Annotated in this window: 21 protein-coding genes and 1 tRNA gene; 6 read left to right on the top strand and 16 right to left on the bottom strand. The window is 53.5% G+C overall.

What is annotated here, in order from left to right:
* Positions 1–74: 74 nt before the first annotated feature.
* Both TH30_RS09770 and TH30_RS09765 read right to left on the bottom strand, forming a co-directional pair.
* Positions 75–2045, bottom strand: coding sequence for a bifunctional 2',3'-cyclic-nucleotide 2'-phosphodiesterase/3'-nucleotidase (locus TH30_RS09770; protein ID WP_114097906.1), 1971 nt, complete (start codon positions 2043–2045; stop codon positions 75–77).
* Positions 2046–2207: 162 nt separating this feature from the next.
* The gene (locus TH30_RS09765; protein WP_114097905.1) at positions 2208–3485 is read right to left on the bottom strand and encodes an MFS transporter; all 1278 of its coding nucleotides are present in this window, start codon (positions 3483–3485) and stop codon (positions 2208–2210) included.
* A 152-nt stretch (positions 3486–3637) separates the two neighbouring features.
* On the opposite strand from TH30_RS09765, the gene TH30_RS09760 reads away from it, so the two are divergent.
* On the top strand, positions 3638–4426 hold the full coding sequence (locus tag TH30_RS09760) for an AraC family transcriptional regulator (protein ID WP_114097904.1): 789 nt from the start codon (positions 3638–3640) through the stop codon (positions 4424–4426).
* Between the two features lie 22 nt (positions 4427–4448).
* Here the strand turns inward: TH30_RS09760 and TH30_RS09755 are convergent, their stop codons facing one another.
* Positions 4449–5033 carry a hypothetical protein gene (locus TH30_RS09755; protein WP_114097903.1) on the bottom strand — a complete coding sequence of 195 codons (585 nt, stop codon included), beginning with the start codon at positions 5031–5033 and terminating at the stop codon, positions 4449–4451.
* 370 nt (positions 5034–5403) lie between these two features.
* On the opposite strand from TH30_RS09755, the gene TH30_RS09750 reads away from it, so the two are divergent.
* Both TH30_RS09750 and TH30_RS09745 read left to right on the top strand, forming a co-directional pair.
* The gene (locus TH30_RS09750; RefSeq protein WP_147251965.1) at positions 5404–5730 is read left to right on the top strand and encodes a hypothetical protein; all 327 of its coding nucleotides are present in this window, start codon (positions 5404–5406) and stop codon (positions 5728–5730) included.
* A gap of 138 nt (positions 5731–5868) precedes the next feature.
* Positions 5869–6921 (top strand): helix-turn-helix domain-containing protein, encoded by a 1053-nt coding sequence (locus tag TH30_RS09745; RefSeq protein ID WP_114097901.1) that lies wholly within the window; start codon positions 5869–5871, stop codon positions 6919–6921.
* Positions 6922–6993: 72 nt separating this feature from the next.
* Here TH30_RS09745 and TH30_RS09740 read toward each other — a convergent pair whose 3' ends face one another.
* The gene (locus TH30_RS09740; protein ID WP_114097900.1) at positions 6994–7278 is read right to left on the bottom strand and encodes a hypothetical protein; all 285 of its coding nucleotides are present in this window, start codon (positions 7276–7278) and stop codon (positions 6994–6996) included.
* A gap of 300 nt (positions 7279–7578) precedes the next feature.
* Between TH30_RS09740 and TH30_RS09735 the strand changes: the two genes are divergently transcribed.
* Complete coding sequence (locus TH30_RS09735; protein WP_114097899.1) at positions 7579–8532, top strand: DMT family transporter; 954 nt, start codon at positions 7579–7581, stop codon at positions 8530–8532.
* Positions 8533–8559: 27 nt separating this feature from the next.
* On the opposite strand, the gene TH30_RS09730 is transcribed toward TH30_RS09735, so the two are convergent.
* From TH30_RS09730 to TH30_RS09720, 3 genes are all read right to left on the bottom strand, one after another.
* Positions 8560–9453, bottom strand: coding sequence for a ketopantoate reductase family protein (locus TH30_RS09730; protein ID WP_114097898.1), 894 nt, complete (start codon positions 9451–9453; stop codon positions 8560–8562).
* An 80-nt stretch (positions 9454–9533) separates the two neighbouring features.
* Positions 9534–10757 (bottom strand): CaiB/BaiF CoA transferase family protein, encoded by a 1224-nt coding sequence (locus tag TH30_RS09725; RefSeq protein WP_114097897.1) that lies wholly within the window; start codon positions 10755–10757, stop codon positions 9534–9536.
* An 86-nt stretch (positions 10758–10843) separates the two neighbouring features.
* On the bottom strand, positions 10844–12034 hold the full coding sequence (locus TH30_RS09720; RefSeq protein WP_114097896.1) for an acyl-CoA dehydrogenase: 1191 nt from the start codon (positions 12032–12034) through the stop codon (positions 10844–10846).
* Between the two features lie 199 nt (positions 12035–12233).
* Between TH30_RS09720 and gcvA the strand changes: the two genes are divergently transcribed.
* Positions 12234–13160, top strand: coding sequence for a transcriptional regulator GcvA (gene gcvA, locus TH30_RS09715; RefSeq protein WP_114097895.1), 927 nt, complete (start codon positions 12234–12236; stop codon positions 13158–13160).
* Positions 13161–13187: 27 nt separating this feature from the next.
* Here the strand turns inward: gcvA and TH30_RS09710 are convergent, their stop codons facing one another.
* The 7 genes from TH30_RS09710 to TH30_RS09680 all read right to left on the bottom strand — a co-directional run bounded on the left by TH30_RS09710 (position 13188) and on the right by TH30_RS09680 (position 20069).
* Positions 13188–14636, bottom strand: a complete 1449-nt coding sequence (locus tag TH30_RS09710; RefSeq protein ID WP_114097894.1) for a hypothetical protein — start codon at positions 14634–14636, stop codon at positions 13188–13190.
* On the bottom strand, positions 14633–15799 hold the full coding sequence (locus tag TH30_RS09705; RefSeq protein WP_258548679.1) for a hypothetical protein: 1167 nt from the start codon (positions 15797–15799) through the stop codon (positions 14633–14635). The genes TH30_RS09710 and TH30_RS09705 overlap by 4 nt, the downstream gene beginning before the upstream one ends.
* 243 nt (positions 15800–16042) lie before the next feature.
* Positions 16043–17182, bottom strand: a complete 1140-nt coding sequence (locus tag TH30_RS09700; protein ID WP_114098045.1) for a homogentisate 1,2-dioxygenase — start codon at positions 17180–17182, stop codon at positions 16043–16045.
* 149 nt (positions 17183–17331) lie between these two features.
* Positions 17332–17408, bottom strand: a tRNA-Arg gene (locus tag TH30_RS09695).
* A gap of 223 nt (positions 17409–17631) precedes the next feature.
* Entirely contained in the window at positions 17632–18156 is a 525-nt protein-coding gene (locus TH30_RS09690) for an acyloxyacyl hydrolase (RefSeq protein ID WP_114097893.1), read from the bottom strand.
* Positions 18157–18245: 89 nt separating this feature from the next.
* On the bottom strand, positions 18246–19202 hold the full coding sequence (gene pip / locus TH30_RS09685) for a prolyl aminopeptidase (RefSeq protein WP_220150298.1): 957 nt from the start codon (positions 19200–19202) through the stop codon (positions 18246–18248).
* A 96-nt stretch (positions 19203–19298) separates the two neighbouring features.
* Positions 19299–20069 carry a thermonuclease family protein gene (locus tag TH30_RS09680; protein ID WP_181850211.1) on the bottom strand — a complete coding sequence of 257 codons (771 nt, stop codon included), beginning with the start codon at positions 20067–20069 and terminating at the stop codon, positions 19299–19301.
* A gap of 273 nt (positions 20070–20342) precedes the next feature.
* Here TH30_RS09680 and TH30_RS09675 point away from each other — a divergent pair, with 273 nt between their 5' ends.
* Positions 20343–21821 (top strand): M48 family metalloprotease, encoded by a 1479-nt coding sequence (locus tag TH30_RS09675; RefSeq protein ID WP_114097890.1) that lies wholly within the window; start codon positions 20343–20345, stop codon positions 21819–21821.
* Between the two features lie 78 nt (positions 21822–21899).
* Here the strand turns inward: TH30_RS09675 and TH30_RS09670 are convergent, their stop codons facing one another.
* Together TH30_RS09670 and TH30_RS09665 are read right to left on the bottom strand one after the other, a co-directional pair.
* A complete protein-coding gene (locus tag TH30_RS09670) occupies positions 21900–22706 on the bottom strand; it encodes a hypothetical protein (protein WP_114097889.1) in 807 nt (268 codons plus the stop codon).
* Positions 22707–22798: 92 nt separating this feature from the next.
* Complete coding sequence (locus TH30_RS09665; RefSeq protein ID WP_101245477.1) at positions 22799–23299, bottom strand: CarD family transcriptional regulator; 501 nt, start codon at positions 23297–23299, stop codon at positions 22799–22801.
* Between the last annotated feature and the right edge of the window lie 209 nt (positions 23300–23508).

Genomic DNA, 23508 nt, shown 5'->3' with positions numbered 1-23508 from the left:
CGCCAGAAATCAAAAAGCCGCCCTTTTTACAGGGCGGCTTTTTTTTTATTGGCTAGATTGGTTGAGCAAGCGTTCTATTTGCTTTGCAGGACATATTTGGCAAACCCGTCCTGATCCTCGCCGATGAAGCTGATATTGTCCGGGGCATTGGCCGCAGCCGATGCTTTCGGGCTGGTGACAAACGTGACCTTGTTGGCATCACCAATCGGCGCAAAGGTCCAGTTGCCGTCTGCCTTCGGATCAATTTCCTTTTCGGTCAGGATATAGTTGGCAAGAACCGTGCGGTTTTCATCGGGTGCCTCGACAATGATGGTCGATCCGTCAAGACCGGGGAAATGTCCGCCGCCGCTGGCGCGATAGTTATTGGTCGCAACAACAAACTGTTGGTCGGCCGTGACCGGTTTGCCCTCAAAAGTCAGGTTGACGATACGATGACTGTCAGCGTTGACCAATTCACCAGCCTTGTTGTACCGGGCCGGTTTGGTGACATCAATCTGATAGGTCACCCCGTCAATCACGTCATAGTTATAGGTCGGGAAATCCGGATTGATCAGCGGCTGTTCATCACGGCTGGCGGGGTCAATCTGGTTGAACTGGCCTGCCGACATTTCAAGCCACTCGCGGACCTGATCGCCATCAAGCAAAACCGCGCGCACCGTGTTCGGATAGATATAAAGATCCGCGACGTTTTTAAGTGCAATCTTGCCTTCGGGGATATCGGTGAAATAGTCCGGTCCGCCACGACCACCCGCCTTGAAAGGCGCACCGGCAGACAGGATTGGAATGCCATCATATTCCGAGCCGTTCAGGATCTTTTCGAGATACCATTTCTGGGCATTGGTCACGATCTGGATCGACGGATCATCGGCGACAAGCGCAAAGAAGCTGTTGATCGGGGCCGAGGTCGTGCCGACACCTTCGCGCATATAGGCGATGGTTGCTTCGTGCTCTTCCTTGACTGCGGCAATGATTTCCGGATCAGCTTCGACCAGCGGGGTGATGGTCCGACCTTCGCGCTGATAGATCGGACGCGCATCCGACAGGCTGTCGACAACTGTCCATTCCCCCGCGTCCGAGACATTGAGCTTGAGATCAATCACGCCAAGATGGCTGCCCCAGAAGCCCGGCATGACCGCAGCAACACCGTTGATCGTCCCCTTGGCAAGATCAACGCCTTCAAGATCGGCGAAGGCCTCGGACGGGAAGACGGTATGGGCGTGCCCGAACAAGATCGCGTCAATGCCATCAACCTTTGAAAGGTAATAGGTCGCGTTTTCTTCCATGCCATGGCGTTCCATGGTCGAAAGTCCCGAATGCGGAACGGCAATGACGATATCGGCCCCCTTTGCCCGCATTTCCGGTACATATTTCTCGGCCATTTCGACAATGTCTTTGGTAAAGACCTTGCCTTCAAGATTGGCCTTGTCCCACTGCATGATCTGTGGCGGAACGAAACCGATCACACCAACCTTTGCCTTGTGCGACTTGCCTTCATCATCGACAAATTCCCTGTCGAGAAGGACATAGGGTTCGAAATAGGGTTTGTCATTTTCGGCATTGCCATCGCCATCATCGACAAAGATATTTGCACTGACATAAGGGAAATTCGCACCGGCAATCGAGTTCCCCAGAAACTCAAGACCATAGTTGAATTCATGGTTACCAAGGTTGGCAGCATCATAATCAAGAAGGTTCATCGCCTTGTAGACCGGGTGAATTTCACCCTTTTTCAGACCGCGCTCCTTGGCCATGTAATCGCCAAGCGGGTTACCCTGAATAAGGTCGCCGTTATCAACAAAAACAACGTTCCTGGCTTCACCACGTGCGGTTTTGAGCAAGGTCGCGACCTTTGCCAGACCAACCGTGTCAGATTCCCCATCCCGGTAATAGTCGTAATTGACCAGATGAGTGTGAATGTCGGTGGTCTCGAGAATACGCAGCGAAACTGAACTGTCGGCAAGTGCTGTACCGCTTAACAGTGCCAGCGACAGTCCGATTGCAGTTGCGCCTGTCTTGCGCATGCGCGCTTTGAGGATGGATGTCATGTGTCTTTTCCCTGTTCGAGTGCTCGGTCGCTTTACTTTATTCTTGTTCAGATGGTCAGGTTTTGAAGATTTTGCGAAAAAGATGGGGCAAATACAAATAGAAACGCCCGCGCGATCTGCACGGGCGTTTCCTGATTGAAGTTATCCGCCAAAACGGCTTGTTCAGGCTGGCAAGGCTTCAGGGGATTTATAGCCCCGTATCACTTCGTTACCCGGTTCAGGGTCACTCGGGACATTAAGGGCAAGGACCAGTGACACAAATGCCATTGCTGCCCCTGCAAGGAAGACTGCACTTGGTGAAATCAGCCAGAGCAGCCCAAATGCAGCCGGGATAAAGACCGCAGCAATATGGTTGATTGTAAAGCTCACCCCCGCCGTTGACGAAATATCAGCCGGATCGGCGATCTTCTGGAAATAGGTCTTGATGGCGATTGCCATGGCAAAGAACAGATGATCAATGACATAAAGACCACCGGCAATCACATGGTTCTCGACAAAAGCATAAGAGACGAACACGATAAACAGACCGATATATTCAAAGGTCAATGCGCGGCGTTCGCCCCATTTGCTGATCAGTTTGCCGATCTTGGGCGCCAGGAACATGTTGATCGCGTGGTTTAAAAGATACAGCAACGTAATGGTTGCCGCGTCATAGCCGAACTTCTCGACCATCAGAAAGCCCGCAAACACCGTGAAAATCTGACGCCGCGCACCGCTCATGAAGGTCAGGGCATAATAAAGCCAATAGCGTTTGCGCAGGATCAGCTTCTTGGTCTGCGGATGGGCGTCGGCAAATTTCGGGAACGCTCCCCAGACGAACAGTGCCGCGATGACCGTCAATGCACCACCAAACAGATAGACATAGCGATATTCAATTGCGAAGACTTCCAGCATCAGCCAGACAACGCCAAACATCACCAGTGACGAGATCGACTTCGCCGAAAGCTGTTTGCCCATCACGATGGCGGTGCGTTCCTTTTTGACCCATTGCAACGAAAGGGCCTGTTGCATGGTTTCAAAATAATGGAAGCCGATCGACATCAGCACCGTCGTGCAATAAAGCCCGATCACCGTCGGGAAATATCCCGAGATCGCAACACCGATGCCCAGAACAAGCAGCGACAACAGGGCAAAGGTCTGTTCACGCAGTACCAGCAATACAAAGATTGCGGTAAAGGCAAGGAAACCCGGAATTTCGCGCAGGGACTGCAAAATACCGATCTCGCGCCCGGTAAAACCGGCCATCTCGACCGAAAAGTTGTTCAAAAGCGCCATCCAGGTCGAAAAGGATAGCGGCATCGCCGCAGCCATCAGAATCAGGAGCACTTCGGGGTTACGCCATCCCTTATAGACAGGGATGCTTGCCGCATGCTCCCCCGTCACCTCGCCAATCGGGGCGGCGTGATTACTGGCCTCTGGTATCAGTTCTTCCTTTGACATTTTTTCTCCCCGGACAGGGCCGCATTGGTGGCGGGACCATCGTCACAACTGTTGTTCGTTTGGAATGCGACCAAATTAAACCTGTTGCAGGCCGTCTGTCTTACGATAATCTGCCATCATATATCGCAAACCAGACACAACGGTGGTTGTAGATGCATCGCCCGACCCCGACCGATGAAGCACGTCATATTCGCCCCCGCCCGGCAGAGCTTCCTCGCCCGATTTATGTCCGCATGAGCGACGTTCCCGCCGGATACAGTATCGGCGCACACAGCCATGACTGGTGCCAGCTGATCTATGCATCAGAAGGAACGATGAAAGTCATGACCGAAGCCGGTATCTGGATCGTGCCGCCCCAACGTGCTGTCTGGGTGCCGCCGCATCTTGAACATGCAGTAAGTCATGCGACTTTTACCCGGGCTCGTCATATCTATATCGACCGCCATGCACCGGTCGACCTTCCGGATCGTTGCATGGTTCTTGATGTCAGCCCGCTTTTGCGTGAGTTGATCCGTGCGGCGACAGAAATTCCTGTCGAATATGATGAAGAAGGTGCCGAGGGGCGTCTGATGCGGGTGCTGCTTGACCAGTTACGCGCCCCTGATCAGGAAAACCTGCATCTGCCTGCCCCCAAGGATCTGCGCCTTGCAAAGATTTGCGACGAGTTGCTGGCCGATCCGGCAGATAACAGGACGCTTGATGACTGGTCACGGATTTGCGGTGCGTCGTCGCGTACATTGGCACGTTTGTTCCTGCGCGAAACCGGCATGCCGTTTCGCGACTGGCGACAAAAACTGCGGCTGCTTTATGCATTGGAAAAATTGGCAAATGATCGACCGGTTACCGAGATCGCCCTTGATCTTGGCTACGAAACGCCATCGGCATTCATTGCGATGTTTCGCAAGGCAACGGGTCGCACGCCCGGCGGATATTTCCGTTAAACAGACGGCCCGTCACGGACGCCTATTTGTCGGTAAAATATCGAAGCGGCGGCAGGATGTCATTTTCCGGTTCGGGATCGGTACCATAACGGCGGATGGCTTTGGCGTGTGCGGGTCCAGACTGGCGGTTCTGGGCACAAAGATTGTGGATTTCGACCATGACGTCAGATGACCAGCACCGGGTGGAATCTTCACTCTGTGTATGCCCGCAATCTGACAGGGTTTGCGGATCGGGACGATGGGCCTCTTCATGAATGCCTTCGCCGTCACGTCCTGCCAGCATTCTTTCGAGCACCGGCATGATATCGGCAATACTTTTAAGGACGGTGACGCTGTCGCCGATCGTCTTGACCATTGCCATTGCCATTTCCTCGTAGGCATCAGATGGCGGCGTGGCTTCCAGACTTTCCTTGTGGCTTTTCCGGATCAGATCAAATCCGGCACGAGATCGTGCAAGCAGCGCGACCGGACTGTGCCAGGCCTGATAGTTCGGTTCGTTGATCCTTCGGCCGGGCACAATATGGCTGGCCGGCCCCCAGTCGCGCCCCGGATCCGAGAAATTGGTTTCTCCTTTTCGACGCGCCGGGTGTTTTTCGACTGAATACATGTTCTCCCCCAGAGAGAAATATCAGCGTTGCCCTGAATGCCCTGCCGGATTGACGATCAACCGCAGAGCTATGTGTTGTAATTTTGTTGTATTATGTCTAGCACGATCCCGTTTTTTCCAATGCCCATTGCGTCCAAATCGTTTTGCAATCAGTCCAGAAATTCATCAAAAAATGGCAGTTTTCGTAGGGTCTACACCTTTGGCTACCCACTTTAGGATAGCAACCAAAAGGATAACTATACCAAAGCATCTTTGCGCAAAAGATGAATTCAAAGTAATTAAATTAGACAAATTGATACCCGGAACCGCGGCAGAAAAATCATAAAAACGCGCACAAATACGGACCGGAAAACTGTCTTTCGGGGGTAACATGACTACGGATCAATTATCCGGCGGGTCAACCAGTTCGTATTATATGACCGACAACCTGCCTGTGGATGCACATAGCGGCATCCGGAACAAGCCAATCGGCACGCAGTCCATCAACAAGAACGAAAAGTCCGGACGCGAGGCTGTTTTTACGGCAAACATCATTTTTCATCCCCTCCGATCGCGGGTTGTGAGAGCAACCTTGCGAAAACCGGGCTCGGACAGCTTCAGGCAACAGATTGTCTGCAGCGTCAGCGATCATTGCGTGATCAGCATGTCCGACAGGAAATGGCGTGACAGGTTATTACATCAGAATGATTTAATTTAATCATTTTGAATAAAACCTCTTTACGAGATTCACCAACTTACATAACCTAGACGTGTGGATAGGCATGTAAGCCTGACCCGATCCACACCGCATACATTAGTTGTAAGTGTCCGCCACGTAGGCAATTGGGGTAGCAAGATGCAACCTGATCATGATTCAGCTGGGGCCACCAGCACATTCTTTACTGTCGACAATCTGCCGATGCATGAAAGATACGACGTCTGGAAACAGGCGATCTCATGCCTTTTTGATGTCGATGCCGATAAAAATGTTCGGGAAAATGACTTCCGGACAACCATTCAATCGCACATTTTCGGCTCGCTAATGCTGATGGAAGTCGCTTCCCGGCAACAACAATGGAGCCGTGGCTACAAGCAGATTGCCGGAAATGGCATGGATCACTACGGTGTTGCCGTATATCAGAACGGCAGCATTGAATGTGAAACGTCACGGGGACAGGGGCGCCTCAAACCGGGCGGGCTTCTGATTTATGATCTTACCCAGCCCTTTAATGCCCGCACGACCGATCACCAGACACTTAACCTTGTCATCCCGCGTGCATTGCTCGAAGATCAGTTGCAGCACCCTGACGACCATTGCATGCGTATTCTTGAGCCCGGCGATCCAATGGTTCAGATCATCCGAGACATGATCATTTCCCTGCAACGTAACGTCCGCGACCTTAAACACCCCCAGTCGCAAACACTTGAGAAAATGTTCCCGACACTTCTTGCCAACTGCCTGAATGCGCTGAGTGGAGAAACCAGCGAGATCAGCCATGAACGTCAGAACATCATGAGCATGGTCAGAATGCGGCGCTATTTCCGTGAAAACCTTTGTTCACCAGACCTCAACCCCCGTCGTGCGGCACAGGATCTTGGGGTATCGCGATCAAAGCTCTATAACTACTTCGCACCTTATGGCGGAGTTTATAATTATGTTCGCGACATGCGGCTGCGCAAAGCGATCTCACTGTTAAATGACCCGCTTCATGCGCGTTCGTCAATCTATGACATTGCCCTGGAATGCGGGTTTTCCAGTGATGCCAGCTTTATTCGCGCCTTTCGGGACAAATATGATGCAACCCCTGGCGAGGTACGCAATGGCGCATCGATCCATGCGCGCAAAACCCAGTGCATCATTGGTGCGGCCGATACACAGTTCGAGAAATGGATACATGGACTGGGCTAGGAAGGCGTCAGACCGGTTCGGCAGAAAACCGGACTTTAGATAATATCGCCACGGCCTGACGGCATCCGGCGGCTAATCCGACCAGATGCGGGCGATATTGCCTTCCTGTCTTGAGCTGGCATAGCCCAGCAATCCCTCGATTGCGAGAATTTCCACATCTTCGGACCTGAAGAGATTGATCATCCGCACGCCGACATAGGCGTTGGGCACAAGGATGATGTCGGCCAATCCAAGATACAGTCCGATCAACTGACCCAGATCTTCCTGATTTTGCTCAATAATCACGACCGGCCGCTGATTGATGGCACGACAGCAAATCGCCGTGTCATCAGCATGAATGTCGGGCTCAATTTGCATCTCTGTCGGTCTTCCCTACCTGGTTGACGACCTTCACCAATGCCTCTGAAACCGATTTTCAATGCATTGGGCTTATCCCTGATAACTTGACCTGAAGTGTGACCCATTCGAAAAACGTCCACTATCCCGTTCGTCCAGATTTTTATGCAATTCGTCCAGAACTTGCCGATTGAACCCGCAAAAACATAGACAGTTCAGTCCTCTGCGAATTTTTCTCAGCCCAGACCTGAAAAATTGTCATTCAACAAAACCGGCAAAACTCCGGTATTGATAGAAGTAACGCCCCCGGAGTTATCAACGATGAACAATGTTTGGACTGGAATAGGATTGCGTCTGGCCGCAACCGGCCTGTTTGCCATTATGAGCCTTTTTGTCCGAATGGCATCGCTTGAGGCGCCGGTTGGCCAGATCATGTTCTGGCGCAGTGCTGTCGCAATATTGCCAATTGTTCTTTATCTGATGTGGCGCAAGGAATTCCCGCGTGCCTTGCGGACAAAGCGCCCATGGGGACATCTTAAACGCAGCACATTTGGTGGCGTGTCGATGTTTCTGTCTTTTGTCTCGCTGGCCTATCTGCCGCTTGCACTTGCGACCGCCCTTGGCTTTTTGGCGCCGCTTGTCGTCATTCCGATTGCCATGGTGTTCCTGCGTGAAAATCCGGGTTGGCTGGTCACCGGCGCGACACTGGCCGGTTTTGCCGGTGTATTCCTGATCCTGTGGCCGATGATCTCGACACCGGGGCTGGACCACGAAACCATGATCGGGATCGGGGCCGGGATTGCCTTTGCCATCACCACCGCCTTTGCCAAGACTCAGATCAAGGCCCTGACCACGACCGAGCCATCGGGCACCATTGCCTTTTACTTTGCCGTGGTCTGTTCGATTGGCGGATTGCTGACCATTCCGTTTGGCTGGGCACCGATTTCTGCGGGCAACCTGATCTGGCTGGTAAGTGCGGGTCTTACTGGGGGCCTTGCCCATATCGCCATGACCGAAGCACTGGCGCGTGCCCCGGTTTCAACCCTGTCTGCGTTTGAATATACCGCGATGATCTGGGCCATTGCCCTTGATCTTCTGGTCTTTGGCGTGCTTCCTGCCCCGGTCAGCCTGATTGGCGGGGTGGTGATTGTTGCCGCCGCCGCCCTTGTCGGCTTCAACGATCAGATCTTGGCCTTTGCCAAACGCCAGACAGCCAAAAGCCAGACAGCCAAACCGGCCATCTGCACCGACCAAACCGGAACACCGGCAGAATAGGTTACAATCACCGCAAAGCCATCTGGCTCAGGAAGCCTTGCCTTCCTGCAGTTTGGTCAGAGCAAACAATGTCAGATTGGTCGGGGTCGGAATGCCGAATTCCGTCCCCTTGCGCACAATGTAACCGTTGAGGTAATCGATCTCGCTGGGCTTGCCGCGCGCAAGATCCTGTGCCGTTGATGAAAACTGCGTCGGCATGGTTTGGGCGATTTTTTCAATTGCCTCCCACACATGATCAGGGACAGTAACGCCATCCTTTCTGGCAACAGCAAGGCATTCCTCGACCGCGTTGCGCATCACGTTGCCGACGCCTTCACCTTCGACCAACTTGCCATAAGGAAGCTGCGTGATCGCCGACAGCGCATTATAGGCGCAGTTCAGGATCATCTTGGCCCAAAGCGCACCTGCGGCATTCTCCGAGATTTCGATCGGAATACCTGCCGGTCGCAGGGTATCGGCAACGATCCGGCTTTGGTCAGACGGCCCCATCACCAGCTCACCGCGGCCATGATGTTTGACGTGACCTGCGCCCCCCATGCTGGTGGCGACATAGACCACTACGGGGATCACCGGCTGTCCCAATACCACGCTCAGGCGTTCGGCATTATCCACGCCGTTCTGCAAGCTTAGAATGATGGTGTCTTTGGATATGAACGGTTTGATCTGTTCACCTGCCGATTGGGTATCGGTCGATTTGACGCAAAACAGAACAAGCTCTGCACCGGCAATTGCCACAGCATCCGTTGACGCAGTGACCGAGACAAATTCCTGTGTCGCCCCGAAATCAAGCAAGAGACCATCACGGTTCATTGCCTCGACATGATCGGGACGGCCGATCAGTGTCACGTCATGACCGGCACGTGCAAGCATTGCCCCGTAATAACAACCAACGGCGCCCGCGCCCATTACCGCGATTTTCATGATGCAAACCCTGTTTGAAATTTCACTGTTGGGTCTAGTTTATCCACATCACGACGCGTCGAGACAAGAGATTGCTCTGGTTAAACAATCCCGGCTTCACGCAATTTCGCGATCTGATCGTCGCTGAGATCGGCGACTTTACGCAGAATTTCGTCGCTATGCTGGCCCAGCATTGGCGGGGCCTTTTCATCCGTGATTGGCGTTTTGGAAAACTTAATCGGATTGGCAACTGTCGGAACAGTTCCGGCAGTCGGGTGATCAAGCTGCTTGACCATGCCACGATGTTTGACCTGCGGATTGTCAAAGACACGATCAAGGGTGTTAATCGGACCACAGGGCACATTGGCCTTTTCAAGGGCAACAATCCATTCATCGGTGGTTTTGGTCACCATGGCCTGACGGATCAGCGGCACCAGTGTCTCGCGATTGGCCACCCGTTTGCGGTTGGTCGCGTAACGTTCATCAGAAGGCAGATCATCAAGCCCCGCGACCGAGCAGAAACTTTTGAACTGGCTGTCATTGCCGACGGCCAGGATCAGATAACCATCAGCACTCGGAAAGGCTTCATAGGGCACGATATTGGGATGCGCATTGCCAAGACGGCCCGGTGCCTTGCCGGTTGTCAGGTAATTCATTGCCTGATTGGCAAGGACTGCGGTCTGAACATCAAGCAAGGCCAGATCGATATATTGACCTTCGCCGGTTGCATCACGATGGCGTAGGGCAGCAAGGATACCGATTGTTGCATAAAGCCCGGTAAAGATATCGGCAACGGCGACCCCAACTTTCATCGGCTGCCCGCCGGACACCGTATCGGGCGCACCGGTAATGCTCATCAAGCCGCCCATGCCCTGGATCATGAAGTCATAGCCCGGGCGGTCCTTATAGGGGCCGTCCTGACCAAATCCGGTGATCGAGCAATAAACAAGCTTGGGATTGATCGCAGACAGGGTTGCGTAATCAAGGCCATATTTGGCAAGACCGCCGACCTTGAAGTTTTCGAGCACCACGTCGCTTTGAGCCGCAATATCGCGAACGATTTCCTGACCTTCCGGTTTGGTAATGTCGATGGTCAGTGATTTCTTGCCGCGATTGGCCGTCAGGTAATAGGCAGCCTCGGTGGTGTCATCGCCATTGCCATCCCTGGCAAAGGGCGGGCCCCAGCCGCGCGTATCGTCACCGGCACCGGGACGTTCAATCTTGATGACTTCGGCCCCCATATCGGCAAGGGTCTGGCTGGCCCATGGCCCGGCCAAAACGCGCGAAAGGTCAAGAACACGAAGCCCGGAAAGTGCGCCAGTCATCTGAATATCCCGAAAGTCGAGGTGGAAATACGCGGCAGAATCAAAGCGGGCGGCAACATGACTGCTGCCGCCCGATCAGAAAGTCATCAGCCTTCGGCAGAGAAGGCCTGAATTCCGGTCTGTGCACGGCCCAGGATCAGGGCATGAACATCGTGGGTCCCTTCATAGGTATTGACCGCTTCGAGGTTCATCGAATGACGGATGACGTGGAATTCGTCAGCAATACCGTTACCGCCATGCATGTCACGTGCAACACGCGCAATGTCGAGCGCCTTGCCACAGTTGTTACGCTTCATCAGCGAAATGGCTTCGGGTGCGCCCTTGCCTGCATCAAGCAGACGACCAAGTTGAAGCGCGCCCTGAAGGCCCAGGGTAATTTCGGTCTGCATGTTTGCCAGTTTCAGCTGGATCAGCTGATTGGCAGCAAGCGGACGACCAAACTGTTTGCGATCAAGGGTATATTGACGTGCCGCGTGCCAGCAGAATTCAGCAGCCCCCATTGCCCCCCAAGCGATACCGTAACGGGCCTTGTTCAGGCAACCGAACGGACCGCCAAGACCCTTGGCATTCGGCAGCATGTTTTCTTCGGGCACAAAGACATTGTCCATGACGATTTCGCCGGTGATCGAGGCACGCAGCGAAAACTTGCCTTCAATTTTCGGCGCTGACAGACCGTTCATATCCTTTTCAAGGATGAAACCGCGAATGACACCTTCGTCATCCTTGGCCCAGACGACAAAGACGTCTGCGATCGGGCTGTTGGTGATCCACATCTTCGAACCCGTAAGGGTAAAGCCACCCTCAGTTTTACGTGCACGGGTTTTCATGCCACCCGGATCGGAACCGTGATCCGGCTCGGTCAGACCAAAGCAGCCAACAAATTCACCGGTTGCCAGTTTCGGAAGGTATTTCTTGCGCTGTTCTTCACTGCCATAGGCAAAGATCGGATGCATAACGAGCGAGCTTTGCACCGACATTGCCGAACGGTAACCGGAATCAACGCGTTCAACTTCGCGTGCGACCAGACCATAGGCAACGTGGTTGACACCCGGTCCGCCATATTCCTCGGGGATCGTCGGGCCAAGCAGGCCAAGTTCACCCATTTCGGTCATGATTTCACGATGGAAAATCTCATGACGGTTGGCTTCAAGAACGCGGGTTTGCAGGTTTTCCTGACAATATGCACGGGCCGCATCGCGGATCATGCGTTCCTCTTCGCTCAACTGCTCGTCAAGCAGGAGCGGATCTTCCCAGTGAAACGGTGCGCGGCTTGCCATTTGCCTGATCCTTTTATGAATTTTTCGATAGAAAGCAGGGGCAGCGCCATAGAAGGGCGAGATGACGCTACCCCTGAAAGCTTATTTGCTTATGCCGTTAAGCTAGGAATTGGCAGACAAAGTTGCAAATGATAAAAGCGACATAGTTTATGCAAAAAACTCATAAACTATGTCGTATATGACAGACCAGAGGTGATGATTGAGCCGACGTATCCCGAGCCTTAAGGCACTAAGCTGTTTTGAACAAACGGCCCGTTTTGGCAGCGCGTCGCGCGCGGCTGATGAATTGTATCTGACCCAAAGCGCAGTCAGCCGACAAATTCAGGGGCTTGAAAACTGGCTTGGATGCAAGCTTTTTAACCGTGAGAAGCAGCGTCTGGTTCTGACCCCCGAAGGCGAAAGTTACCTGCAATCTATCAGGCCTGCCCTTGATCAGCTCGAAAGTGCGACCCTGACCATGTTATCTGGCGGGTCGGAAAGCGGTGTTCTGACAGTCGCGGCTCCACCAACATTCGGATCACGGTGTCTTATTCCGCTTTTGCCGCAATTCAGGTCCAAGCATCCGGAAATTGCCATCAACTTTATTTCCCGGATCGGGATGCCGGACTTTGATCGCGAACAGATTGATATCGCTGTTCTGTTTGGTCAGGGCACATGGTCCGATCTTGATGCCCATATCCTGCATGGCGAGGAAATGGTGCCGATCTGCGGACCGCAACTAATCGCAAATCTGGATCGCGCCCCCGTTGCCGACGATCTGCGTCATTTCCCGTTACTGCATATCGCTACCCGGCCGCGTGGCTGGGCCGATTGGCTCGCGGCAAGCGGGCTTCATGATATTGACGGGGATAATGGCCCTAAATTTGAACATTTCACCATGGCAATGCAGGCCGCCGCCGCCGGACTTGGTGTTGCCTTGCTGCCAACCTTTGCCATTGAGGACGAGCTTAAATCCGGACGCATTGTCGCGCCCTTTGGCCCCCCGAAGGCAAGCCCGTTTCACTATTATGCCTGCTGCCCGACATCGCGCGCACGCCTGCCAAAAATCCGCGCTTTCATGAGCTGGCTTGATCAGCTTGAAACGGCCGCCCAGCTTACTGCGAAGATCATGCGCGAAGACCGGTAATTTACCGACGATTGGCCGTCGTGGAAATCAGCTGGCTTTCTGGCTGGTCAATGCGCGGATGGCTGACATACCGCGACGACGCAGAACGTCTGCATCTTCGGGGCCGTCGACAATCTCGAGCAAACGTACCGTTGCCATCAGATTGCGCTGCGCATTGGGGATTTCTTCGGGCGCAAGACGCCCCATGCCATCAACACCGGCGCGACCAATCTGATTGAGCTTTTTCTTAAGCTCGACCACAGCCTTGGCGGCCGAGCTTTGGGCAGCAAGAACGTCTGAAATACGCGCGGTTTCAGCAATTGCCTCTGCCGATTTTTCTGCTGCCAGAACTTTCTCATAGTCAAAGTCCTGGGAAAATAGCGGCCGGGCAAGCCCCTTGGCGCCCGATCCCGGCCCCTGACGAACTTCCATTTTAGGCAGTGCGTCAATCACGCGTTCCGGTGTTGCACCAAACATCGTATCGGCCAAGGCACGCGAAACCCGGCGGCGCGTTTCAAGCAGTTTTTCGCCCCAGCGCCCATCCTTGCGGATTTTAAATTCGCGGGTGATTCGGGTGAATTCGGATGCGTACCAGCGCGCCAGTGACAGGATATGGGCTTCATCCTTGCCGGTTCCGACACCCTGTTCGATCTCGCTCACGGTTTCGGCCAGAAGATCAATGATCAGATCACCTGTTTCGGCAAGGTTGGTCTTCTCGATAGTGCGGTCATCGGCCTTGTTTGACAGAACACGGATCAGCTTGAACAGCTCGCTCGGCCGCAACAGGCGTGCCAGAACTGCAAGCAGGAACATCGGTTCGAACCCGGGTTTTGATTGCGAAATTTCCACAAACCGGTCACGAAGCCAGGTCACATCATTGCCATCCAGCCCCCTGATTGGGGCAGACGGGAAGCGGGCACGGACCTGACCGATCTCCTCACCGACATTCAGGATACGACCGACCTCGCCAAAGGCCTTAAGATGGATACGCGACCCAAGACGCGTTGCAAGAGCACGCTCTTCCTTGACCCCTTCTTGGGAGCGGGCAATCTGGTCTTCGATGATCCGCGCGCCGGCTTTCCAGAGTTTGCTCTCCGCGATTGCCAACTTTGCCGAATCCCTGACAGCGGCGGCAGCCTCGATTTCTTTCATTGCTTCGCTGAAATGCGGATCATTTACACCTGTCACGACACCCCAGATCGGCATCAAGGATGACCGGCTGATGCGAATGCTTTTGTCACTGGGCTCTGCCGAGGTCAGAAGATCTTCAAACGGATCGCAGAATTGACGCATCGGCGTCGGGTAGCGTTCCGGCTTGAGAGAGGCCAGACGCGGACGCAGGATTTGCAGAATGGCTTCGTGCGGCAAAGGTAATTTCGGATCGACACGGTCGCTTTCGATTGCACGTGTAAAACGCGCAATTTCCGAACCGCTAAGCGACTCAAACAGCTGCCCGAGTTGAGAAACACCAAGTTTCCCTGCATCTTCAACCTTCATGCAGACTGTCTCCTGAAGCGTTCGAGACGATCCACCATATCCGCATCAATTTCCCCACTACCCAACTTGCGCAATTCGCCTGCCCACAGCATCTGGTTGACGCGAATATCGACCCAGAATTGCTGCTCGTCCCTGGTGATTTCCTCTATCGGAAGGACCGGCGTAAAACTGGCAACTTCTTCGATAATCTCGCGCTGCTTGGCGCGATCAGTTACCGGCCTTTTTTGCCACAGATCGATCATTTCCTGCCAGCCATCCAACAGCCACCAAAGCTTTTCGATGGTTTTGCCAATATTCTGCTTGGCACCTTCCCAGTCGGTCAGGACCTTGCCCAACTCGCCATTCCAGCTATCGACTTCCTCGACGCAAAGCAGTGCGTGCTTATAGGTCGCCTTGGTTGCGCTTGAAACACGTCCTGCCATAAACCGGAAGTCAGACTGTTCGGAGTTTGCCCATTCCTCGATATCGGTGGCAAACTTTCTCAGACTGCGAGTCAAAACGCGCAATGCCCCCTGACATCCGTCAAGCTCAAGGCCGACCGGCGCGATCATCTTGCTCCATTCACCAAGACTGTCGATGATCGTATCATTGGCCACCTTGTGTTCGGAAGCGAACCGGTTAAGGGCCTTTCGTGCGCGAACCTGCCCCTCCATGGTCATCAGCTCTTCGCGCTGCATATCCTGAACGGCACTGCCGCCAAGCTGAAGCAAGGCCTGATGCAAAACAGCAAGCTGGCCCAACTCGCGGGACGACTTTTCGTAAGCGTCACGTTCAATCGCGGTCCGCGCCAGTTCAACGCCCCCCACACCGGTCACCGCGACAGCCCGCGCGTGCTCCAGAACTGTTCCCGGGCGAATATTTTCAAGTTCAAGCAGGCGATCAAACAACATACGGTCATGCACCGAAAGATCGAACACGTCGCGCAGCGTATCGAGCGGCAATTCATATGTTCCAAGTCCGCCTGCAAGCCCCGGCAACATGATCATCGAGCGGCCACTTTTCCCGATTGCGACGCGCGCATAACGCAGCGTTTTCGTCGTAAAGGGTGTTCTCACACCGCGGGTCGCGAATGAAACCGGCAAACATGCCAAAGCATCTTCTGACGCTTTTTGCGGCTCAGGAGTTTTGTGACTGACGGATTTGACGATCTTCTGCTTGGTCATTATGGGCTTTGGTCAACCTGTACAGGCGATATTGATTTGCAGCCATCTGATTGCCTGATTACAGCCAAATGGCAGTGTTGAATGCAGTGCAGTATGACCTTCTAATCTACTAAAACCATACTTTAAAGACACAGCATAAATTAACCAGACAAGTTGACAATACCGTTAACAGCCTTCGTCAGGCTTTCCGGCCTTTATTTGCCTGCCGCAGATTGCCATTTCCCTACCGCATGGAGCAAGTCCTTATAAAGTTTCCTGCGCCTTTTCCCAGGTTTTTACATAGGCCTTCCATTCCGCGCCATCAGGAATGGACTCATCGACGCTCAAAACGTCCCGACTGTCGATCATCACAGCGATCTCGTCGGTTTCAACCGGGGCCTTGATCATTTTTTCCTGATAGGATTTCGGGTGCGGTCCATGCGGGAAACCGCTTGGATGGAAGGTCGCCATACCCGCCCTGATCTCGCCGCGGCTGAAGAACTCGCCACGATGATAGAAGACGAATTCATCGACATCCTCGTTGGAATGATAAAATGGCACACGCAGGATGCCCGACACGCCCTCGCCGACTTTGGGGATAAAGGTACTGACCGAAAAGGTCTTGGCGACAAAAGTACAATAGGCCGCTGGTGGTACCTTTTGCCCCGCATTTCGTTGTTGGGACAGGTCGCGCCAATTGACTTTGGCAACGCACAAATCCCCCTCCCACCCGGTCGCATCAAGCGGGTTATAGGGATAGGTCAGCGTTGATACCTGCCCTTTGCGTTTGATGTGGATTTCCCAGAATGCCTCATCCTGCTGGGCGCGAAAGGCATCATCAATACGCGGCAAGGTAAACAGCATCGGATCAATCGTAGCACCACCGGCAACAGTTTTGGGGTCCGGCAATCCAAAGGCATCGGCCGTTGCCTCGATCAGCAAGAATTCGCACGGGGCAGAGGGTTCGACACGCCAGGCCGTACCGCGCGGCAACAGGATGTAATCACCGTCGCGATAGGGCAGATGACCATAATCGCAGAATAACGAACCTTCGCCATGATGGACAAACAGCAATGTATCTCCATCTGCATTACGCGCCAGCGCATGCATCTTTGCATCGGTTTTCCAGTAACGGACTTCCATCGTGTTACTGAACAAAAAACGCCGCGCTTGCAACGGACAAGCCGGACCGGGGGCAAGCTTGGCAAGATCGAATGCACGCGGCCTTAACGGTCCTTCAAAAACGGCCCAGCCGACCGGAGGATGACGGTGGAAAATCTGTGCGGATGGCCCCTGAAACCCGGCGCGCCCGACATGACGCTGATAGGTAGGTCGCTCTCCCCCTGTGGCGGATGCCCCGACACAGTCGCCTTCACTGTTGGGAAGCCTGATCCAGTTCGTCATTGTATCCTCCCGATCCATTTTTTGGTGCGCTTTTCCATGAAAAATCACGGCATTTGCACATAGTAAGGATATGAGAAGAACACTGATTGCTTTCAAGCTGTGAGAGCAATACGCAACAGCTTGAATTCGGTGGAAACAATATGGAGGGATGGTGCGCCCGACAGGATTCGAACCTGTGGCCCCCAGATTAGGAATCTGGTGCTCTATCCTGCTGAGCTACGGGCGCACACCGCAAAGAGAAGCATCAATTAGCAGCTAAACGAATTGCGATCAATCCGGGAGCTTGAATGAAACGCCGGCCAAACATCCCGGCCAACAGACCGGCATAGGAAAATCGGGTTCCATACCAAAAGGAAAGAGCCTTCGGGAAGGGTTTCCTCAAAGACTCTTTTGATCTTCTGATCTGCGTTCGGGCGCGTGGCCCGATGACATCAACGCCGTTGGGTGTTTTAGTCAAACAGACGGTCAATCGGGAAGGAGTAGGTCAGAGACAGGATTTCAGTCCCCGGGTTTTCATCGCCGATACTTGCGTTGGAAATATGCGAGATACCAAGGCTGAGGCGTTCATGGCTGTCAAAGCGGAAGCCAAGTTCAAGACCTGAACGGAATTCGATCCAGTGACCGAGATCCTCACCATTGCCCTGATGATAGGCGCCAACCGAGGTATAAATGCTCGATACGAAGTGATCGCCCCAAAGGACGTCCATCGCAAGGCCGCCATAGCCGTGAACGGCACCTTCTGATGTGACCATGACACCACCGATCGGGCGGGCCACATCAAACATGGCATGTTGTGCACGATAATTGAGACGGAATTCTGCGGCTTCTTCATCTTGCGTGATATCGACCATACCGGTCGAAAATTCGAGAAGCCCTGAATCCTTGTTATTGCCGAGAATTTCTTGCGCAGAAGCTGCGTTTACGAAGCCGAAAAAGACACAAACTGCAAGCAGTTTCCCCAAAGTCACTTTCATTAATCAAGTCCCCACGAGATCAACACGTGCGACATACTTACCCAAGCATGTCGGAAACTCAACCACACATTGGTGTAGTTTAGTAATTTTCACTTAAACTTTTTACCGTCGAACTGATCCATCGCCCGAACAAGTTCACGGACGATGCCAGGCTCGCTTGCCGCATGTCCGGCATCGTCAACAATCACCAAGTTTGCTTCAGGCCAGGCATCCTTTAATGCAAATGCCGATGTCGGCGGACAAACGACATCATAGCGCCCCTGAACAATCACAACCGGCAGGTGGTTAATCCGGCTTACATTCTCAAGCAGCTGATTTGGCTCGAAAAAGCAGCGATGGACAAAGTAATGATGTTCAAGCTTTGCCAGTGCCAGTGCAACTTCATCGCTTTCGAAATCTTCGACCAGACCTTCATCAGGCAGCAGGGTGCAGCAGGTCGCCTCGTAGGCCGACCAAACGCGCGCGGCTTCGATTGCGGCGTCCTCGCCATCGTTGCCTGCAAAAATCTCGGTATAGCGATCCAGCATCTTCTGCCAGCCGGGATTGCGATCAAAACCGGCAACATCGAGGAATTTACGCTCTGCCTCCGGGAAGAAACGGCCCATGCCATCCATAAACCATGCGATCTCGGTTTCACGTCCCAGGAAAATGCCCCGCAAGACAAAGGCAAGAACCCGTTCGGGATGTGCCTGTCCATAGGCCAGCGAAAGCGTGGATCCCCACGACCCGCCAAATACGACCCATTTTTCAATGCCGCGCTCTTCGCGCAGGGCTTCTATATCGCCGATCAAATGGTCGGTCGTGTTGTTTTCGAGGCTTCCGAATGGTCTGGATTTCCCCGCACCGCGCTGATCGAGCAAGATGACGCGGTATTTTTCCGGATCAAAGAACCGGCGACTGTTTTGTGAAAGTCCTGCGCCTGGCCCCCCGTGCAGGAAAACAACCGGAATGCCAGCCGGGTTACCGACTTCTTCCCAATAAATTTCGTGACCGTCAGCGCGTGACAGATAACCGGTCGTGTGGGGCGTAATTTCGGGATAAAGCACGTCGGACCTCATGACTTTGGCAGAATGTGATTTTACAGATTGCTGGTGGCAATATCCGACAAGCAATCTCACAACTTATGGAATAAACACAAGTCTCTAATCGGTCATGAGGCATAGCCGGTCAGGGTTATCGACCGCGATATAGGGACCACCGCGATTTTCAACGATGCCACGTACCCGGACTTTCTGCCCGATCCAGCCGGAAAATGCATCATCGGGGGACTGATCTTTGGCAAGCCTCCGACGCACGTCATCCTCAAGCGCGATGGTAAAATCGCGCCGCCAATCCGACCCGAAATTAAGGTAAGTCCGCCATTCCTGATGCTCGACCGCACGCAGGATACCCTCAACCAGAACAAACCGCCCGATAGCATCATGAACACGCGACAAATCGGCATTCCCCTGATCGGCTGCAACAAAATAGGCGCGCCCCGGCGAGCGATCCGACCAGATGCCTGATCTCTGACTGATCGCGTGATTCTCGGCTGCAATCAGTTTCGTCAAATCCGTCCGCCCCTGGGGCAACAACATGGCGAGCCCCTGTGACAGAAGTTGTTCCGACCATGACGTCATCTTTGGCGCACCACTTTCACCCCCGGAAAGGCTTTGAACATATGCCCGATGTCGTCCCAGATAATCGGCGTGCTCCGATGCAATGGCGATTTCCACTCCGGCGCGACTGGCAGATCTCATCCAGCTTAAGGCTGCGTTTTCATATTCCGGAACAAACGCCAAGTCGGAAAGACGCAGTTTTGTCTCTTTGAATTCAGGTGCGTTGAGGTCATCGATGGCTGCGACCCCCAATTCAGACACCTTGCGCCAGACGAGATCATTATTCTGTGGTGCCCGGGACTCAAGGGAACGCATATTTATGCCCACCCCGCACAGCCAGTTGTCCGCCCGGACTTCTGGACTAAATGCCATAGATAACAGAATGCAAATCTGGACAATCGGCAGGTAAAACAGGCGGCCCAATACCCTGACAAATACCTTGGCCGCAAAATTTCCCCAATTGGAATGCCAGATTAATGCAAGCGAATCTGTTGAATGATGTTTGAACACGCGCTACCAATTCCCACTTGGTTTCGCCGGGTAAGAACAGGTAGCTTACGCGGCAGAGCGACATGAGGAAAGGTATCAATGAGCTGGTTGAAATTCGGTCATAAGAAACACCTGATCGCAATTCTGGCTGCGGTAACGCTGAGCACATCCCTTGCAGGATGTTCAACCAACCGGGCAACCGGCGAAGACAGCTTTACAGCCTTTATGTCGCCTGAAGAGGAAAAGAAAATCGGGTCGCAGGAGCACCCGAAAATGGTCAAGGAATTCGGTGGAAATTACACCGAAAAAGACCTTGCCGCCTATGTCACCGAGATTGGTGAAAAGCTCGTTGCGGTGTCAGAAACCCCGGACGAGAAATTCACCTTTACCATTCTGGATTCTCCGGTCGTTAACGCCTTTGCGCTTCCCGGCGGGTATGTTTACATCACGCGCGGTCTGGCGACACTTGCCTCGAACGAGGCGGAACTGGCCGGTGTGATTGCCCATGAAATCGGTCACGTCGTTGCCCGCCATTCCGCTCAACGTTATAGCCGCAGTGTCCTGACCCAGATCCTTGCCGGCGGGCTTTCAATGGCCATTGGCAACGGCGCAGGTGAAATTATCAATACCGGTGCAAGCGCATACCTTAAGTCGTTTTCGCGCGAACATGAATTCGAGGCCGACATGCTTGGCGTGCGCTATATTACCCGTGCCGGTTACGATCCCGATGCAATGGCGACATTCCTTGAAAAACTGCGCGCCCATTCCCGCCTGCAAGCAGTCCTTGCCGGAAGGTCACCTGATGATGTTGACCAGTATGACTTCATGGCGACCCACCCGCGTACCCTTGACCGCATTCAACAGGCCCATCAAAGCGCAAACGTCACCGCAGTCAAAGACCCGGAACTTGGCGCAGTTCGCTATATGACAGCGATTGACGGAGTTCTTTACGGGGATGGTCCTGATCAGGGCTATGTCCGCGGGCGTGACTTTGTACATGTGCCGCTTGATTTCCGCTTTGAAGTGCCGGAAGGCTTTACCATCAACAATCAGCCCTCAGCCGTCGTCGCGACAGATAACAAAGGCGCGCAAATCGTCTTCGAAGGCGCGCCAAAGGCAAAGGATGTGCGGCTTGACCGGTATCTTGAAAGCGGATTTTCAACCAAGATCGCGCTTCGTGATATCGAAATGATTGATATCAATGGACAGGAAGCCGCGACAGGAAGTGCCGATATATCCCTGCGATCGGGTTCCGCACGCCTTCGGGTGGTTGTGATCCGCCACGGGAATTCGGCCTATCAGTTCCTGTTCATCACTCCGCTTGACCAGACGGAAAGCTATAACCTTCCGCTGCGTCAAACGACCTATAGCTTCCGGTCGCTAAGTGCCAATGAGAAGAAGATATATACGCCGCTTCGCATCAAGGTTCGGGCAGTAAATCCGGAATATACGTTGCAGACCTTTATTGATGACATGCAGGTTGACCGCGCACCCGCAGAAACCTTTGCCACCCTGAACGGTCTTGCAGACGGGCAGAGCCCGGCCACAGGATCACTGGTCAAGGTCGTCCGTCAGTAGGAACGGCCATCAATGGAAATGAAAAAGGCAGCATCCTGGCGGGTGCTGCCTTTTTTTGACTGAGGTTCGCTGTAAGGATCAGGTACCGCTTGTGACCTGTTCGATAATCTTGCCCTGACCATCAAGGGCAAGTGCAATCAGAACACCACCCCGTCCGGCCCCGCCATCAACAGACAATGTGAATTCCCGTTCCTGCAGACCAACCTGCGTCTGGGAAGCACCACGAACGATGCGCGCACAGTCATAATAGCGTTCGGTAATGGCCTCGAACATTGAGCCCCCCCACCAGAAGGTATCCGTTTGCCCGGTCAGCGGACGCGAGCCATCAAGCCCCGCATGCACAAAGATCAACCTGCCATCCGTTGTATAGGCCGCATGTTTCAGGTCCGACATCAAAGCGCTGTGACCACTATGGCGACGCAATGAATCGGCGAACTGCGACGTCCATTGTGAAATGGCATGTGCGCCCTGACGCATGATCGACTGAACGTGGGCGGGATCAAAACCATAGGCGCGTGCTGTTCCGGCAATGCCGCGTGTCAGCATCCAGTCAAAGACTTCACCGGGATTCGGGGCGAACTGGATTTGCTGCAACTTCGACAGCATTTCTTCAGAAGCCCCCCGCAAGAAGGCGATATCAGCAATATCGACCCCGTCCTGTGCAATGAAGTAGCGACGAAACAGCAAAAGCTCATTGATGGTCGCAATGACATTCTCGGCCGTGCCATCACCCCAGTAATTCCCGAGATAAACGAGCCGGTCACCAGACTTGATACGCTCGGCAAGCTTGCGATGGACGGCGCACAATGCGCCATGATCGCCATTGATCGCGCCGACAACCCAGATTCTCTCGGCCGGCTTTATCGGCGCCAGAACTGCACTCATCGCTGTAACCTGCCTAAAACAAAAAATAAAACCGGCCCAAGGATAGCTTGTGGGCCGGCTTTTATAAATAGTTGTATAGCTGACTTATGCAATCAGGCAGCTTTTTGCAGAAGCTTCTCGAGTTTGCCTGACGCCTTGTCCTTGTCGATTTTCTCAATCGCAGCCAGTTCGTCAACGAGGCGCTCAAAGGCTGCTTCGTAGATCTGGCGTTCGGAGAAGGACTGTTCCGGCTGGGTCGCGCTGCGATGCAGATCACGCACAACTTCGGCAATCGATACCGGATCACCCGAGTTGATCTTTGCTTCATATTCCTGTGCACGGCGCGACCACATGGTGCGTTTTACACGTGCACGGCCCTTAAGGGTAATAAGAGCCGAGTCCATCTGTTTTTTCGAGGAAAGCTTGCGCAGACCCGAGTTGCCAACCTTGTTCACCGGCACACGCAAGGTCATGCGGCTGGATTCAAAGGTAATTACATAAAGGCGCAATTCCTGACCCGCGATTTCCTGGGTTTCCAGGCCACCAACACAGCCAACACCATGTGCGGGGTAAACAACATAATCGCCAACAGCAAAGGGCAACTTATCCGACATCAAGCATCCTTCCGGCCCAATCAGGCCTGGTCATTCAACTGTAACACTATAGACCCAGTGACGCGAAGAGCTGCACACGACCAAGCTTTTGGCGAAGTCGCGGTTTCAGACAGGGATAAAAATACGGAGATCCGGCAATTCGGAACGAGCCTGTCGAGCCCTTAACGCGAGTTGCCCACAATAGCACAACACGCCACTGGTTCACAGAT

Source organism: Thalassospira profundimaris, from assembly GCF_003326795.1.
Taxonomy (GTDB): Bacteria; Pseudomonadota; Alphaproteobacteria; order Rhodospirillales; family Thalassospiraceae; genus Thalassospira; species Thalassospira profundimaris_C.
The sequence above is the reverse complement of the archived record's forward strand: the minus strand, read 5'-3'. Positions and strand labels throughout refer to the sequence as shown.